The sequence below is a fragment of the Paenibacillus sp. J31P316 genome (assembly GCF_056269105.1).
The window spans coordinates 80,434-95,901 of record NZ_JBWDNI010000001.1 but is presented as its reverse complement, the minus strand read 5'-3'; the positions used below and the strand labels follow the sequence as shown (position 1 = coordinate 95,901).

Below are 15,468 nucleotides of genomic sequence, written 5' to 3'. Positions count from 1 at the left end.
GGTTTACATGAAACTGTACACGAGAACAGGCGACCAAGGTCAAACGAGCTTGGTTTACGGGAAACGGGTATCGAAGCATTCGCCGATGGTTCATGCTTACGGCACATGCGATGAAGCCAATTCAATGATCGGCTTGGCCATGTCGGCGCTGGGAACCGGCGTTGAATGGACTTCATTCCGGCAGCTGATGCATGTCGTGCAGACGAAGCTGTTCCATGCGGGAGCCGAATTGGCGACGCCGCCTCTAATGAAGGTGGCATGGCCGCTGACGGAAGCGGACGTGAAGTTTTTGGAGGAGCACATTGACGAGTTGGATGCCGCTTTGCCGCCGTTAACGCAATTCGTGCTGCCCGGCGGTCATCCGTGCGGAGCCGCGCTGCACGTGGCCCGGACGATCGTGCGGCGCGCGGAGCGAATGGCCGCTCAGGTGTGGAAGGAGGAAAACATCAGTCCGCTGGTGCTCGCTTATCTGAACCGGCTATCCGATCTGCTGTTCGTTGCCGCCCGTTATGTCAATCATCGGGAAAGGCGTGCCGAACCGGAGCTGCATCAGGATCAAGCGTAGGGGGAGGGACAGGACCTGTCATACCAAGCAATCGACGTGCGGGCAGCATTCGATTCGCCTATGGAATCCGCGAACTTGCGGGTTCTTTTTATTTGTGAACTGATATACTAGCGGAAAGCACTTGACTCTGACATTGATGTCAGACTTTATAATAAAGCAGTCAACAAGCCGCAAAGGAAGGATTCCCATGAAAATCGGCCAATTGGCACAAGAAGCGGGCGTGAGCGTTCGTTCGCTCCGTTACTACGAACAGCAGGGCTTGATATCGCCGCTGCGCCAAGCGAACGGTTATCGCGACTATTCGCCGTTAACGGTTCATACCGTCGAAACGATCAAGCTCTACCTGAACCTGGGGCTGTCGACCGAGCAAATCGCCGGGTTTCTGACTTGCGTCTTGCGGAATAAGGAAGCCTTCTGTACGGAAATTCTGCCGATCTACAAGCAGAAGCTTACGGAGATCGAAGCGCAGATCGAGCAGCTCAACCAGATCCGGGGCAATTTGCTGGATCGCATCGCAGCCGTTCAATCGGAGCAAGCAGAGGAAGAGTCGAAAGAGGAGTGAAATGGTATGGGCATTCAACATGTCGAGAGCGTTGAACATTTGGAGCAGGTCACCCAAGAAGGGATCGTGTTGGTCAATTACGGCGCCACGCACTGCCCGCCCTGCAAGGCATTGCTGCCCATTCTGGAGGAACTGGTGAGCGAGCTGTCACCTCAACTGCGCGTAGCGTATGTCAACTGCGATCAATTGCCTGATGCTGCGGCTGCGGCTGGTATTATGGGTACGCCAACGGTAATCGTCTACAAGAACGGCGAGCCGATGGACAAACTGGTCGGCCTGCGGCCCAAGCTGTCGTACCGGTTGGCGGCAGAGAAGCTGATCTAACGAAAGAACGGCGAGGGTGACGAGTGCATAGCAGAATAGCATGTAAGTTCACCCACCGGTCGAAACGTTCCACAACGCTAACCAAGCCGGCTGCCTGCAACTAGAGCTAGCCCAATTCGAAGCGTGCCGCTGCTTCGTACATCGGCCGCCGATACATGTGGGTGCGATACAGCACGATCTCATCGACCAGCCAATGCGAATCGCTCGCATGAGCACTCGGTTCTTCAGTTCTAAGCAGCTCCGGCAGGCTGAAAGCTTCCGTTCCCGTATATCTGCGAGCGATGGTGAGATGGGGGCTGTAGGGACGTTCTTCCGCGGCGAATCCAAGCGGCGCGGTTGCTTTAACGATCGTCTGCTGCAAAAGGCGAAGCTTCTCCAGCTCGCCGCCGATTCCTGCCCAGAGCACGCGAGGCTGCTCCGTTCTGCCGAAGACGCCCATGCCAAGCAGCGATAATCCGAAGGGCCGAATCTTGCCTGAACCGGAAGCCGCGGCCAACGCTTCCTTCAATTCAGGCAGCTGGCTGGGGTTCGTATCCCCGAGGAATTGAAGCGTAACATGCAGATCCGCTTCTTCCGTCCATTTGCGAAAGGGAAGCTCCTCGCGAACAGGCTTGAACCATGCGCCGAGTCTTCGTTTCAAATCATCCGGCAGCGGCACGGCTATAAACAAGCGATCAGTTTCTATCGATTGAACAGGATCATGTTCTAGAGCGGACATCGTCAGTTTCCTCCTTGCAGCTATCAAGTCTAGGTTTATTCTAATTCATTTTAACCGTAACGGCGAACGAACAGACGACGGCAAGAGACGAGAACGAGGTTAATTTTCGCCTGCTGGCTATTGTCCCATTCCTGATCCGCGAACCCGACATATGATGAAGCATTAATTTCGTCGGGGAGGCCTGGGGATGAAAGCGGTCGTTACGGGAGGAGCCGGGTTCATCGGTTCCCGGCTTGTGGATGCACTGATTGGGCAAGGCGCGGAGGTTCATGTACTGGATAATTTATCAACGAGCGATGGAAGCAAGCTGCACCCGCTGGCTATTCTGCATCAAGTGGATATTCGCGTTCCGGAAGCCAAAACCATCCTTAATGCCATTAAACCGGATACGCTGTTTCATCTTGCGGCGCAAGCCGACGTGCAGCGCTCCATTCAGGAGCCGGGCTACGATGCCGCCGTCAATATCGCGGGGACGGTGAACATGCTTGATGCATGCCGCGAAGCGGGCGTTCGCAAATTCATTTTCGCTTCAACCTCGGCCGTGTATGGCCGATTGCAGCAGCTGCCGCTTTCCGTGACCGATCCGGTGCAGCCGATATCGTACTACGGATTATCCAAATTAACCGCCGAGCATTATATCCGTCTGTATCATGCTTTCTATGGCCTGAACTATACGATTTTGCGTTACGGCAACGTCTACGGCCCAGGGCAAACGGCCAAAGGGGAAGGCGGCGTCATCGCCATCTTCATGGAACGTATCAAGAATAACCTCACGCTGCCCATTAACGGCGACGGCGAGCAGACGCGGGATTTTGTCTATGTCGATGACGTCGCGGCGGCTAATCTTGCGGCCATCCATCGCGGAGACCGTGGCACGTACCACGTCAGCACGGGAAGCCGTACGTCCATCAACCAAGTCGTTCACGTGCTGCAACAAATCCGGGGCGAAGCCATCGCGGTGCAGTATCGCGAAGCGAAAGAAGGGGATATCCGCGACAGTTGTCTCGATAATCGCTTAACGACAGCCAAGCTCGCCTGGCATCCGGCTGTATCGCTGGACGATGGTCTGCTTCGTACGTATAAGTCATGGCAGCAGGCATAACGTATCACGTACTCACCCTACAACACACGTCTATTAAATGAAAACAGCCTTGTTCCCGGGTATCTGGCCCGCCCGGGTAACAAGGCTGTTTATTTAGTCGGCGTACACCGTGCCCTGCAGCGAGTAAGGGCCTTGAATAATGGCGCGTTGTTCTTGCGAGCGGACGGTCAAATAAAACAGCTCGTAGTTCCCTTGCGCGTTGAGAGAGATCGTGTCTTTGAATCTGGCTTTAATCATGCAGCTTTCTTGCGTCCAATACACGACAGGGCCGTCTTCCGTGCCGCGATGGAGGAGGATTTCCATCTCGGCCAAATCCAAGTAGACCGGTTTGCCCCAGCCGATATCGATTTTAAGCGTAATGCGGTCCCCTGGCGCAGTATCCTTCAGCAGGAGGCCCGTAAGCACGATTTCCTTCCCTTGAACCGGGAAGGGAGGGAACGTTCCCGCCTTCGCTTCGATCTTGTCTGTATATTTTACGCTCATGCAGCTCGCTCCTTTCATAGCAGTTGTAACATTTGAATGAACTGGCTGGCATACTTGGAAGGGTGAAAATCGGTTTGCACATGATATTGCGCTTGAACCCGTATCACTTCTCTTAACGAAGCGTCGTACATGAGCTCGCACACTTCCTTGACGGCTTGATCGATGTTGCCAAGCGGATATAATTTGCCGGTCGCATTATGAAAGATCGCACTGGTTACGCCGTCTGAATTCGTCGCCAAGACAGGGCAGCGGCAGCTCATCGCTTCCAAGACGCAGTAGGGCCCGCCCTCCACTTTGGACGTCGACACCAGCATGCCCCCTGAATCTCCGATTCTTGAAAATATCTCTTGCATCTTCGCATTCGGCACGTTGGCATGGAGCGACACGCGATTGCGGAGCGTGGGATCGCTCTGGAGCAACCGCTCGAATTCCTCTCGCTCGGAGGGGATCGAAAGCGACGGATCCTCGAACATCCAGAGCTGGACATCCGGCCGGATCGCAGCCATTCTGGAGCCGATAGCCAGAAACTCCCGCCAATTCTTGTTATCTTCGATACGCCCGATCCAAGCGAGAACCGGATAGGATAGGGGAGTAAGCTTCCGATACGTAAACGCCGCGGAATCGAAGCAGTTGTTGATCGTGAATTGCGGAATATGCGGATACAAGGTTTCGAATATCGTGCCGATATGCGGCGTTTTCGGATGCAGCAAGGCGGAGGCGTGCCCGTTGATCGCGGGGGCGGCATTGGATAATTCCCGCCATGCAACGTGCTTGGGACCATAACCTTGAATTTCAAGAATGAACTTTCCCGTGTAACCGAGCATGCGGAATTTCAAAAAAGTCGGATGATCGGTCGTCACGACGATGAAATCATACTTCATGTTATCCAATAGATTCTTTATCGCAATGTCGCTGCTTGTGATGAAGATCGACGGATCCGTCGAGTTCTGCATGCCTGCCCCCCATTGAAAGTAGAGGCAATGCGCGTTAATGCCGGCCTCTCGCAGCGCTCGGACGCGTTGGCGATTCAACGTCTCCATGCCGCCGCTCGGAACGTAGTACACGAATAAAATATTCAGGTTCGGTCCTCCTCTCACGGGATTAGTTCATTCGTTCGCAATTCTCCTGGTTGAAGACCGCAACCGTCGTCCCTTGGTTCTTCGCGACGATCGTCAAGCTGGTCGTTAGATAGTGATTCAGATTGGTGACCACCAACAGATCGAAGGATGCGAACCGGGTAAGCAAATTCTGTTGGACGTGAACGGTCCCCGGCTTCACTTCGCATAAAGAGAGATACAAGATACTGCGCGCATCCCTAACTTCGATAAGCACATCGAATGTCTTCTCGCCAACATTGGCGATGGTCAGATCGACGGAATCGATATACCGGCAGTCAATCATTTGATAAGGCGCCGCATGCAGCGCGAATACGGCCATGCTCGTTCCCTCCCCCGAATAAGTAAAGCGGCTAGTACCAGCTTATGTTGGAAACGCGCGAGCGTACGGGCATATACATGCCGGACAGACACCCGTTGTGCGTCTGAATATGCGATTGACCATGCAAGAAGCACGCGGTCTGCATTTGATAGAACATGAACGGCTGTCCACATATATTGAAAGGATGTGCATGCAATGAAACTGTCCGCTTTGAAAGGTGAATACGACGCCATATACAGCCTTGGTCATCTATGTTTGGCTGCGATCCAGATGGAGAAGAACGATTTGAGGCAATTCGCCGGGCCTCTCGATTGGGTGGCCTCCTACAATTTGCCGGAGGTAACGCGGCTGCTGGCCAATCGTTTCGCGGGCTTCCTGGAATACGGCAATCTGAAGTTCGTCGGTTACGCGAACGACAAGATTATGATGGTGCAGGATACGCATTACGACATCATATCCAACCATGACTTTTACACGCACAATAACTTCCCTCCGCATTATGCGGCGTATCCCGAGATCAAGGCCAAGTATGACCGCCGGATCGCGCGGTTTCTGGAGAAAGCGGCATCCAGCAGCAAGATGCTCTTTATTCGGACGGAAGCCACGCAAGAGGAAGCGCTGAACCTGAAGAATGTGCTGTCGGGCCTGGTTGCCAATGATTTTCGCCTGCTGGTCATTAATCACGTCGACGTACCGGGCATGGTCGAATTGAAGTGGGGGATCGACAAGGTCGTTGCCGTCCAATTCCCGAACGTCGAGATTTGGGAGGGCAATAACCGCCTGTGGACGGAGATTTTCTCCGGCGTTACGATGGTCGATTCGGATTGACCTTCAAGACGAAATGACAGGAGTTCGAAACGAATCTACCTTCAATATGGTAGGACAAGGACGCTGATTTGCCGAATGGATCGGTAAACCAGCGTTTTCCTTGCGCGCGCGGGCGAATGCCGCCCCCAAACCAAAAAAGACTGATGGACGCCCACCAGTCCGGAAGTTACGGTTTCTGAATGAGAATCGACACTTCTTCGAACGTACACATCCGCGGATAGCTCGTAATCGCTAGCGGTTGGTAGGCAGAGAGTGTCGTCATAACCTCGTTCCAATCGAAAAAGTGGTTCAAATGCCCATCGTGAAGTTCCTTCTGATTCAACGTCTTCGTCCCAAGCCCGTAGAAGAAGTTGACTAGCACGTACTGCGAACTGACGCGGTACAACTCCGAGAACCCGGCTTTCCAGTCGTCCAAATGGTTCAACACGTCCTTGCAATAAACGAACGGGAACTGATTATCCTCGAAAGGCAGATTGTTGATATCTCCCTGCAAGAAGCGGCCTTCCGGGTAAGTACGGCTGCAATGTTCCACCATCTGGGCCGTGATGTCGATCCCCGTATAATCCACCGTCGGATTCGTGCGAACCGCCCCCAAATAATCAACGCCGGGACCGCAGCCCACTTCAAGCATCTGCTGCACGTTCAGCATCGAAAGCAGGGAACGGTACAGCTGGCGAACGGGTTTGTCGTAGCCTTCGCCAGGCGACTGCAGGAATTCGTCCGGATTCACGCGGCTCCAATAAGAGGTAATGTCTTTGATGGTCGTCACTCCTTAATGAGTAGATAGAAAGGCAAGCACGGTCATATCCGGCAGCTTGTAGTCGTCCGGCAATGCCGCGAACAGTTGATTCCACACCTGGTAATCGACCAATACATCGGATTCCAGCATCTTCGACATAAACATCCGATTGTACAAATCGCCTCGAACTTGAAAATTAGGATCCATGCCTCATCCCCCTAGTCGGATTTGGAAATGACGGAGGTATACACCTGTAACAGCCGTTCGATCATGAGCTCCATTGACCAATGTTTGGCCGCCCACGTCTTCGCGTTTTCCCCGATCTGCTTGCGGTATGAATCGTTCTCCAGCAGCAGTCTGAGCTGTTGAGATAGTGCGAATGAATCGCCAACCGGCGAAATGAGCCCTGTTTTGCCATGCTCCGCCATCTCCGGCAATCCGGCAGCCGAAGAGAGCAGTACGGGAAGTCCCGCGAGCTGAGCTTCCATGACGGAGAAGGGCTGATTGTCCTGAATGCAGGAATGCACGAAGATATCGGCCTGCAGCAGAAGCGCCGGGACATCATCCCGTTTGCCGAGGAAACGCACGTCGTTCTGCAAGGCATAGCGATACACCTGCTGTTCCAGCTCGGGGCGCTGTTCGCCGTCGCCTACGATCCAACACACCCAATCCTGGTTAACGCGCTTAAGCAGGCGAAGCGCGTCGATCAGCACGTGGATGCCTTTCACGTACACGAGCCTTGCGGGGAAGATGATGACCTTCTTGGCGACCGGACGCGTAATCGGAGTGCCGAGCTTGGCTCTGCCCCAGAAGGATTCGGCATCGAGCCCGTATTGGAAAGTAGCGATTTGCCGTTCCGGCACGTCGAACTGCGCTGTCAGCATGTTTCTCAGCCACTCGTTCGCCGTGATTGTCACATCGGACGAGACCGCCCCGTAATGCTCGATTGCGCTCATATAATGCCATTCCGTGGATTGCTCCGTGATGCCGAGCTTGGGACGGTCTCGAAAATGATCATGAAGCTCCGTCGCTACCGAGCCATGGAGATGCGCGACAAGCGGCGTCCCCTTCGGCTTCACGCGGCTTAAGGCGCGCGCGGCGAAAATATCCTGCGTATGAATGATATCGTACCGTTCCAGACCGAAATAAGCCGCGGACAGCTCCATGCAATAACGGTCCAGTTCATACGTGCGGATGATGCCGTGCGGATCGAGCCGGGGAGGAGGAATTTGCAGCGCGTTCAGCTTACTCAGCAGAAGCGGCATCAGCTTCTCTTTGGACAGCTCCAGCCCGCGGTTCGCGATATGGTATTTGGTATAATCGGGACCTTTGCCCATAAGATCCACTTCGTGCCCTTGCGCTTCGAGCCGCTGCTTAAGCTGGCACATGAACGTCCAGACGCCGCCGACATGAGGCACCAGCCAATAGGTTGCCAGTAAGATTTTCATTGAATCCCTCCAATCGGGAGCGTGCGAGCCGCTGCCAACGCGCTTGTCGCTGCCCGTACTGGACAGCATGGCCTACAATGCTAGTAGTATATGGAAGGACGGTTAGAAGGGACACGGCACTTTGCTTCCTAACCTCCTTTCGTTTCCTATCGCGCTCCGTTCATTCTATGAGCAGATAGATAGAACGCACCGGACATTCGTTTACGCGAAGCTAAAATTCGAACGATTCCAAGAGGGAGGATTGTCGGATTCCATCTCGAATACCAATGAATGATAGACAACGTTCTCGCGTATTGCCAACTACGTTCTGAAGGAGCTGCGTCATGAAACTTTCATTCGAGCAAAAAACATCCATGCTGAAGAACGGGTACATTCATGTGCCCGGCGTCATTCCTAAAGTCATGGTCGACCAAGCCATGCGGCAGATCAATCATTCGGTCGGCGAGGGGATGGATCCCGGCAAGATGTCCATTTACCGTTCCCAATCCTTTTGCCCAGAGCTGCAGGACCTGCCGGTCATAGCGGGACTGTTCAATGATACGCCGGTCAAAGCGCTGGTCGAGGACCTGATCGGGCAAGGGGAGGCAAAGCCCGTAGGCAGCGGACAAATCGCGCTTCGTTTCCCTACGCTGCAGGATCCGCCGAACCGTCCCCAGCCTCACCTCGACGGGATGTACACGCCGTTCAATGGCATGGAAGAAGGGACGATCGGGAACTTCACCATGCTGGTCGGCGTATTGCTCAGCCCGGTGAGAGACGACTATGCGGGCAATTTCACCGTATGGCCGGGAACGCATACGTCGTACGAATCGTATTTCAAAGCGCATGGACCCGAAGCGCTGTTGAATGGCATGCCTCCGGTCGAGCTGCCTGAACCGATCCAGACCAGGGGAGAGCCGGGCGACGTGTTCCTCGTTCATTACCAGCTGGCGCATGGCGTGGCCACGAATGTGTCGCCGCTGACTCGCTACGCGATCTTCTTCCGCGTCAAACACTCGGAGCACGAGTCGGACTGGAAAGCGCCGATGACGGATATATGGATGCATTGGCCGGGTATTCGCGAGATTCGATAATGGCCTGATCGCCGAGAAGCGGTGCGGGATGGCGGTTCCGCGCATGGAATTGGGTTACCATGATCGGCTTTCATGCGGACGCAAAAAAAAGGACGGTTCCCGAATGCGGGCACGGTCCTTTTTTGCATGCAGCTAAGCTGTGCGTATAGTGGCGTCTGTACACGAAATCCGCTTAGTAAGCGTTCACGCCTAACTTCTTAATAATCGCCTCGATGAAAGCAGGCTCGTCATCCGGCGTGCGGGACGTGATCCAGTTATCGTCGACGACGACTTGATTGTCGATGTAGCGGCCGCCGGCATCGTTCAGCTCGGCATGCAGCTCCGGATAGGCCGTCAAGTTGCGGCCTTGGATGAGACCGGCCTTCTCCAGAAGCTGCGGCCCATGGCAGATCGCGGCAATCGTCTTCTTCTGTTTATCAGTTTGCCGCACGAACTCCAACACCCGCTCGTTGCCGATCAGATGAGAAGGGGACTTGCCGCCGGGAATGATCAGCGCTTCATAATCATCCGGGTTCGCCTCGTCGATGGACAGATGGGACGTATAGGATACCGTACCGTTCTTGCCCGTCAGCTCCGCGCCTTTCTCCAGGCTGATAATGACCGCTTGATTGCCATTCTTCGTTATCGCATCGTATGGGTTTTTCATTTCCGAATCTTCGAAATCGTTCGCTAGCAGAAAAGCGACTTTATTGGTCATCATTTCCACATCCTTTTCAACTCTGTGTTAGGTTCATCTGCGCTAGGGTACCGGCAGCGTATGACCTATTACCCGGAGCGTTGGATGCGGAATCAGATCGTGGTGACCGTACGATTCATTGGTACCTTGCAAGCAGTTCGGACAGTTTCCTTCGGATCGCATCCTTTAATTCTGCCGGCTCTTGCAGAACGACCTCGTCTCCAAGCCCGATGAAGAACGCCGCATAAAAAGGAATATCGCCGCGCTCCACGTCTAGATCGATCAGGCCGCTGCCGTCTTCTCTCACCTGCATCATCGGAGCAAGCCACAGCTCGGCTTCGCATCGTTGGACGCCGGACGGGCTAAGCTCCGCGCGAAGACGGACGGGTTGCCTCGGCTCTGCTGCATCCCGTCTGCTGAGGTTGACGTCTCCCAGATCAAGCGGCGCAGTACCGGACTCGTCATAGGCGGCCTTACGAATCCGATCGCATCGAAACACGCGGAAGTCCTCGCGCAGGAAGCAGTAGGCCGTGCAATACCAAAAACCGTTGTTCGCGTAGATGTTGACGGGCTGAATCCGGCGGCTGTCCAGCCTATTCTCCTTGGAATCGTATTCGATGGCGAGCACCTTATGATGTACTGCCGCATCGAGAAGAATCGCTAAACAAGGGGCATCGCCGCGCCTTGTCGGCGTAATGAAGTCGACCCGGTTCTTCATGCCGTCGATCCGGTCCCGGACGTCTCCGGGCATATGAAGGTAGAACTTGTTTAACGCCGAGGCGGATTCCGCTTCGAACGGCAGCGAGGCGTAATGGCGCAAGGCGTGCACCGCAAAGAACATCGCCACGGCTTCTTCCTCCGTGAAAGCGATCGGAGGGAGCACCCGCTCCTTCAAGACCTGATAGCCCCCATGAGGACCGACTTCCGAGTAGAGCGGAACTCCCAGCTCGCTTAGCTCCTGCAAATCCCGTAGAATCGTGCGCGCGGAGACGCCGAATTCGTCGGCAAGCTCTTGAACCTTGAACCGGCGTTTCCGGTTGACCGTCATCATCAGTTCCATTAATCGTTTGGACTTGGGCATCCTGGCCAGCCTCCTCTTTATGCCTCATTTTAAGTTCGCGACAGAAATTGTCACTATTATACCTTGCGTTACATACAGCGAACAACACGGTATAGAGGTGATCGACCATGCGTAAATACACCTCATCCAATAAGGTGGAAAAAGTACAATAAATGCAGGAATGCAGTCATTGTCCGCAGGATCTGCCATGCTCGATAATAAAGCTATACCACACGCCAATTTAATCGGGCAGAAGCCGAAGGAGCGATACGGATGTTGTTTACCGATGAACAGATGAAACAGTACAAAGAGCAAGGCTATGTGATCCTCGAGGATCTATTCAGCAGCGAAGAGATGGATCGGATTCGCGGCATTATCGATGTCTACGATCTGGAAGGGGAAGAGGCGCTGAAGGTCGGAAGCAAAGGCTTCAACAACATTCCCAATCAGATTAATTTCACGTGCAATTTGACGCATCGGGACGAGGACCTGACGGCGTTTATCGGTGATAACCGTTTCGTAGACTTGACGACCGGCGTGCTTGGCCCGGACATTCGTCTGTATTGGGACCAGTCGGTCTACAAGCGCCCTGAAGCGAACCGCGATTTCCCGTGGCATCAGGATAACGGCTACGTGCCGACGGAACCCGTCGAATATATGACCTGCTGGCTTGCGCTTGACGACGCGACGATCGAGAACGGCTGCATCTGGGTTCAACCCGGATCGCATCATCAAGGCTATATCGAGCATGTGAAGACGGATACGGGCTGGCAGTGCTACTTCGGCGAAGACCCGGGAATTCCGGTCCCGCTTCGCAAAGGAAGCATGGCCGTCTTCTCCTCGCTGCTGCTTCACCGCAGTACGCCGAACCAAAGCCAAGATACCCGCAAAGCCTACGTCATTCAATACACGGTCGAAGGCACGCGCAACCCGAACACCGGCGTGGTGTTCAACAACGGTCCGCTGATCTCCAAAGACGGCGTTGCCTTGTTGGCGAAATGAGTGCGGTCATCGTCTGCTGTCTCCGAAATTTGCAGGAGAACCGCCACGGCGACCTGCTGAATGAGCTCGTCGCTGCCGGTCATGACGTATCGCTCGCGCAATGCTTGAATCATTGCATCGGCTGTCGCAAAGGACCCTCGCTTACGATGGACGGCAAATGGATTGGCGCGAGCAATCAAGCCGAGCTGAGGCTGGCGATGGGATTCGATCCGCAGGCGCGGCTCGATCAGGATGGACAACAACCCGGTCAGAGAGCATAATACTTCCCATCACCCATAGAGCAGGAGATCGCCGTATATCGGCAGTCTCTTGCTCTTTTTTTTGCGGTTCACGACGGCGAAGCCTTCTGTTCGCTGTACGCCTCTGCCAATTCCTACATATTTCCTGACGCCCGGCCGCATAATAAGCAGAAAGAATGCAGGGAGGCTAACGAGTGGCGCTTATCAATCGATTTCGTACTATGCTGCGCGGTCAAAAGGCCCTGCCCGTGAGAAAGCAACCTGACGCGAAGGGAGCCGCGACGGAAGAATCCGTCGACGTCGCTTCTCGAATCGCCTACTTGCGCTCGCGCTTCTCGCAAAGCTCGGATGTCGTCTACCATACGTTCGTAACGCCGTCCAGCCTTGCTTGCGCGCTCATATATATAAAAGGCATGATCGACTTACAGGCGGTAGAAGAGAAGGCGCTTAGCGTGTTAACCAGCCTCGACCCGGTTACGCCGAACGAAGATCTCTTCTCGAGCCTGTTCGAGAGCATGCAGCTGCCGATTGCGCTGCAGACCGTCATCCACCTGCTTAAGGAAGCGGAGAGAAGCGTGCTGGACGGCGAAGCGCTGCTGCTCCTGGACGGCGAACGCCGCATGCTGTGCTTGTCGGTGAGCGTGCTCAAGGAACGCTCGATCGACGAGCCTCCCAACGAGTCCGTCATTCGGGGACCGCGCGAAGCGTTCGTCGAGAACATCGAGACGAATATCACCTTGCTGCGAAGACGTCTCCGAACGCATCGCTTTACGCTCGACATGATGCATTTCGGCACGGAAACCCATACCTGCGTGGCGATTGCTTACCTAACGGGCATCTGCAAGCCGGAATTGGTCGCGGAAGTGAAGAATCGCCTGTCGAATATCGAGATCGACGGCGTACTCGGTGCCAGCTATCTCGAAGAATTCATCGAGGACAATCCGTATTCGCCGTTTCCCCAGATGCAATATACGGAGCGGCCGGACGTGGTCAGCGCCTCGCTTCTCGAGGGCAGGGTGGCGCTGATCGTGGACGGGACGCCGATAGCCATCGTTGCTCCGGTCACGCTCTTCATGCTGATGCAGTCGGCGGAAGACTACAATCAACGTTTTATCGCGGCGAGCTGGATACGCATCATCCGTTTCGTCTTTATGTTCATCTCGGTGATGCTCCCTTCGATCTACATTGCCATTACGACCTTTCATCCCGACATTATTCCGGAGCGGCTGCTCGTGACGGTCTCGGCGGCGAGGGAGAACGTGCCATTCCCGGCGCTCCTGGAGGCTTTCATGATGGAGCTCTGTTTCGAGGCGCTCAGGGAAGCTTCGCTTCGTATACCGAAAGCGATCGGACAAGCGGTCTCGATTATCGGCGCCCTGATCATCGGCACGGCGGCAGTCCAAGCAGGGATCGTATCCGCCGCCATGGTCATCATCGTATCCGTAACCGGCATCGCATCCTTCATCATCCCTCACTATGATTTGGGGCTCGCGCTGCGCCTAATGCGTTTCCCGATTATGGTGCTCGCGGGTGCTTTCGGCCTGTTCGGCATCGCCTGCGGGGTGATTCTGATCTATTTTCATCTCATCGAGCTGCGCTCGTTCGGCGTCCCCTACCTGGAGCCGCTGGCCCCAAGGCAAGCCGGGGATTTGAAGGATGTGTTCATTCGGGCGCCATGGTGGGCGATGAAGAAGTACCCTTCGCATGCCGCTGCCGACAACGGCTTGCGCACCCGCGGGCGGCAGTGGGCAACGCTCAAAGACGAGGAGGAGTGAGCGAAGGTGACAAGGCTTCGGTTAGCAGGAACGGTTGCCCTTCTATGCGGGCTTGTCTTCACGACGTGCGGATGTTGGACGAGCGCGGAACTGAACGAGCGCGCGTTTGCCCGCATGATGATACTGGACAAGTCGGAGAGAGGGGTCGAGCTTACCCTCGGATTTCCGCTGCCGAACCGCATGGTAGGCGGGGGTTCGAGCGGTTCCGGAAACATGCCGCCGGAACCGCCGTTTACGCTCGTGTCCAAGATCGGCACTGATTTGGGAGACGCGTTCCAGCTCATGCAAGCCGATCTATCGCGACACATTACGTTCGGACAGCTCCGGAACATCCTGATCAGCGAGGCTTTCGCGCGGGATGGGCTTTATCCCATGATGGATTTTCTCGCTCGCAACACGGAGATCCATATTAATGCCAATATGATCGTGACCAAAGGTCCCGCCAAGCAGATCGGAGGTATTCCCCTCACCTTCGAGCGGTTTCCGACAGATATACTGACGGCTTACGCGAAGCATCGGACGATGATGTCGGTATCGGCCAAGGACGTGCTTGCGGCGATCTTGATAGGAGGGGGCGATTTCGTGCTGCCGATGATTCAATTCGGGAAAATGGGCGCGGAAACGGAGCAAAAAGCGAAAAACTGGATGGGAACCGACGGCGCGGCCTTGTTTCGGCAAGGCAAGCTGGCATCGGAGCTGAATGCGAAGGAAATGCGGGCGGCGATGTGGATCTTGGGCAAGCCGGGCGAGTATATCATGATCGTCTCCTCTCCGACGGACGGCAAACCGATCGGCATCAAAATCTTCGGATCTGGATCCAAGATCAAACCGTTTCTGAGCGGAGGGCATATTCGGTTCATTATTTACTGCAAAGGCATAGCGAAAGTGGTCGCCAGCGAATCGACGATCGACGTCACGGACAGACGACAGCTCCAGGCCTTGGAGAAAAGCTTGAATAAGGAACTGCAGGATGTCATTCAGCTGACGATGGCGCGCACGCAGGCGAATCGAACGGATCCTTTCAAGCTTGGTCAGCGGATCCGCTGGCGAAATCCGAAGAGATGGGATCGTCTGAAAGGCGATTGGAACGCGATCTATAAGGATCAAGTGCAAATCGATGTCCAGACCGACCTTCGAATCAAATGGTTCGGCGGCGCGCGGAAGCCGGCATGGAATTGGCAGCTTGCCGGCAAGGAGCAGAAGACATGATCGCCGTTACGTTCGCGTTCGTCCTGATCGGGTATTTCGAGTACCGGTATCTTCGCAGCCACCGTCGCAGCAAACGGACCGTTCGGTTGGTGCTCGGCTTTCTGACCTTCCTGTGGGTTCTATCTTCGGCCGTCGTCCTGCTGCAGGGCCGATTCTCGCCTGGGATCGTCATTACGGACGTGTTCAAGCCGCTGCAGAAGCTGTTGTTTATCGAAGAATAGAGGGGGA

At 54.9% G+C, this 15,468-nt stretch carries 20 protein-coding genes; 11 read left to right on the top strand and 9 right to left on the bottom strand.

What is annotated here, in order from left to right; genetic code table 11:
- Positions 1–7: 7 nt before the first annotated feature.
- From AC0YNU_RS00390 to AC0YNU_RS00380, 3 genes are all read left to right on the top strand, one after another.
- A complete protein-coding gene (locus AC0YNU_RS00390; protein WP_475752337.1) occupies positions 8–565 on the top strand; it encodes a cob(I)yrinic acid a,c-diamide adenosyltransferase in 558 nt (185 codons plus the stop codon).
- A 187-nt stretch (positions 566–752) separates the two neighbouring features.
- On the top strand, positions 753–1,127 hold the full coding sequence (locus AC0YNU_RS00385; RefSeq protein ID WP_475752336.1) for a MerR family transcriptional regulator: 375 nt from the start codon (positions 753–755) through the stop codon (positions 1,125–1,127).
- 6 nt (positions 1,128–1,133) lie between these two features.
- Entirely contained in the window at positions 1,134–1,451 is a 318-nt protein-coding gene (locus AC0YNU_RS00380; protein ID WP_475752335.1) for a thioredoxin family protein, read from the top strand.
- 106 nt (positions 1,452–1,557) lie between these two features.
- Here the strand turns inward: AC0YNU_RS00380 and thpR are convergent, their stop codons facing one another.
- The gene (gene thpR / locus AC0YNU_RS00375) at positions 1,558–2,169 is read right to left on the bottom strand and encodes an RNA 2',3'-cyclic phosphodiesterase (protein ID WP_475752334.1); all 612 of its coding nucleotides are present in this window, start codon (positions 2,167–2,169) and stop codon (positions 1,558–1,560) included.
- A 187-nt stretch (positions 2,170–2,356) separates the two neighbouring features.
- On the opposite strand from thpR, the gene AC0YNU_RS00370 reads away from it, so the two are divergent.
- Positions 2,357–3,271, top strand: a complete 915-nt coding sequence (locus AC0YNU_RS00370) for an NAD-dependent epimerase/dehydratase family protein (protein WP_475752333.1) — start codon at positions 2,357–2,359, stop codon at positions 3,269–3,271.
- Positions 3,272–3,364: 93 nt separating this feature from the next.
- On the opposite strand, the gene AC0YNU_RS00365 is transcribed toward AC0YNU_RS00370, so the two are convergent.
- Genes AC0YNU_RS00365 through AC0YNU_RS00355 form a run of 3 tightly spaced genes read right to left on the bottom strand, consistent with a single transcriptional unit; the run spans position 3,365 to position 5,191 of the window.
- Positions 3,365–3,754 (bottom strand): hypothetical protein, encoded by a 390-nt coding sequence (locus AC0YNU_RS00365; protein WP_475752332.1) that lies wholly within the window; start codon positions 3,752–3,754, stop codon positions 3,365–3,367.
- Positions 3,755–3,768: 14 nt separating this feature from the next.
- Positions 3,769–4,851: a glycosyltransferase family 4 protein gene (locus AC0YNU_RS00360; RefSeq protein ID WP_475752331.1), complete on the bottom strand. Its 1,083-nt coding sequence runs from the start codon at positions 4,849–4,851 to the stop codon at positions 3,769–3,771.
- A 4-nt stretch (positions 4,852–4,855) separates the two neighbouring features.
- Entirely contained in the window at positions 4,856–5,191 is a 336-nt protein-coding gene (locus AC0YNU_RS00355) for a hypothetical protein (RefSeq protein WP_475752330.1), read from the bottom strand.
- Between the two features lie 195 nt (positions 5,192–5,386).
- On the opposite strand from AC0YNU_RS00355, the gene AC0YNU_RS00350 reads away from it, so the two are divergent.
- Positions 5,387–6,019, top strand: a complete 633-nt coding sequence (locus AC0YNU_RS00350; RefSeq protein WP_475752329.1) for a DUF1796 family putative cysteine peptidase — start codon at positions 5,387–5,389, stop codon at positions 6,017–6,019.
- A 166-nt stretch (positions 6,020–6,185) separates the two neighbouring features.
- Here AC0YNU_RS00350 and AC0YNU_RS00345 read toward each other — a convergent pair whose 3' ends face one another.
- Genes AC0YNU_RS00345 through AC0YNU_RS00335 form a run of 3 tightly spaced genes read right to left on the bottom strand, consistent with a single transcriptional unit; the run spans position 6,186 to position 8,206 of the window.
- On the bottom strand, positions 6,186–6,788 hold the full coding sequence (locus tag AC0YNU_RS00345; protein ID WP_475752328.1) for a class I SAM-dependent methyltransferase: 603 nt from the start codon (positions 6,786–6,788) through the stop codon (positions 6,186–6,188).
- A gap of 3 nt (positions 6,789–6,791) precedes the next feature.
- The gene (locus tag AC0YNU_RS00340) at positions 6,792–6,965 is read right to left on the bottom strand and encodes a hypothetical protein (protein WP_475752327.1); all 174 of its coding nucleotides are present in this window, start codon (positions 6,963–6,965) and stop codon (positions 6,792–6,794) included.
- Positions 6,966–6,976: 11 nt separating this feature from the next.
- On the bottom strand, positions 6,977–8,206 hold the full coding sequence (locus tag AC0YNU_RS00335; protein WP_475752326.1) for a glycosyltransferase family 4 protein: 1,230 nt from the start codon (positions 8,204–8,206) through the stop codon (positions 6,977–6,979).
- A 323-nt stretch (positions 8,207–8,529) separates the two neighbouring features.
- Here AC0YNU_RS00335 and AC0YNU_RS00330 point away from each other — a divergent pair, with 323 nt between their 5' ends.
- The gene (locus AC0YNU_RS00330; protein ID WP_475752325.1) at positions 8,530–9,279 is read left to right on the top strand and encodes a phytanoyl-CoA dioxygenase family protein; all 750 of its coding nucleotides are present in this window, start codon (positions 8,530–8,532) and stop codon (positions 9,277–9,279) included.
- Positions 9,280–9,451: 172 nt separating this feature from the next.
- On the opposite strand, the gene AC0YNU_RS00325 is transcribed toward AC0YNU_RS00330, so the two are convergent.
- Both AC0YNU_RS00325 and AC0YNU_RS00320 read right to left on the bottom strand, forming a co-directional pair.
- The gene (locus AC0YNU_RS00325; RefSeq protein ID WP_475752324.1) at positions 9,452–9,979 is read right to left on the bottom strand and encodes a type 1 glutamine amidotransferase domain-containing protein; all 528 of its coding nucleotides are present in this window, start codon (positions 9,977–9,979) and stop codon (positions 9,452–9,454) included.
- A 112-nt stretch (positions 9,980–10,091) separates the two neighbouring features.
- Positions 10,092–11,036, bottom strand: coding sequence for a helix-turn-helix transcriptional regulator (locus AC0YNU_RS00320; RefSeq protein WP_475752323.1), 945 nt, complete (start codon positions 11,034–11,036; stop codon positions 10,092–10,094).
- Between the two features lie 252 nt (positions 11,037–11,288).
- Here AC0YNU_RS00320 and AC0YNU_RS00315 point away from each other — a divergent pair, with 252 nt between their 5' ends.
- The 5 genes from AC0YNU_RS00315 (at position 11,289) to AC0YNU_RS00295 (ending at position 15,461) form a co-directional block, all read left to right on the top strand.
- Positions 11,289–12,017: a phytanoyl-CoA dioxygenase family protein gene (locus AC0YNU_RS00315; RefSeq protein ID WP_475752322.1), complete on the top strand. Its 729-nt coding sequence runs from the start codon at positions 11,289–11,291 to the stop codon at positions 12,015–12,017.
- Positions 12,014–12,277, top strand: coding sequence for a hypothetical protein (locus AC0YNU_RS00310; protein ID WP_475752321.1), 264 nt, complete (start codon positions 12,014–12,016; stop codon positions 12,275–12,277). The genes AC0YNU_RS00315 and AC0YNU_RS00310 overlap by 4 nt, the downstream gene beginning before the upstream one ends.
- A gap of 227 nt (positions 12,278–12,504) precedes the next feature.
- Entirely contained in the window at positions 12,505–14,031 is a 1,527-nt protein-coding gene (locus tag AC0YNU_RS00305; protein ID WP_475752320.1) for a spore germination protein, read from the top strand.
- 6 nt (positions 14,032–14,037) lie between these two features.
- Positions 14,038–15,240, top strand: coding sequence for a Ger(x)C family spore germination protein (locus AC0YNU_RS00300; protein WP_475752319.1), 1,203 nt, complete (start codon positions 14,038–14,040; stop codon positions 15,238–15,240).
- Positions 15,237–15,461, top strand: coding sequence for a hypothetical protein (locus AC0YNU_RS00295; protein ID WP_475752318.1), 225 nt, complete (start codon positions 15,237–15,239; stop codon positions 15,459–15,461). Before AC0YNU_RS00300 ends, AC0YNU_RS00295 begins: the two co-directional genes overlap by 4 nt.
- The last annotated feature ends 7 nt before the right edge of the window (positions 15,462–15,468 follow it).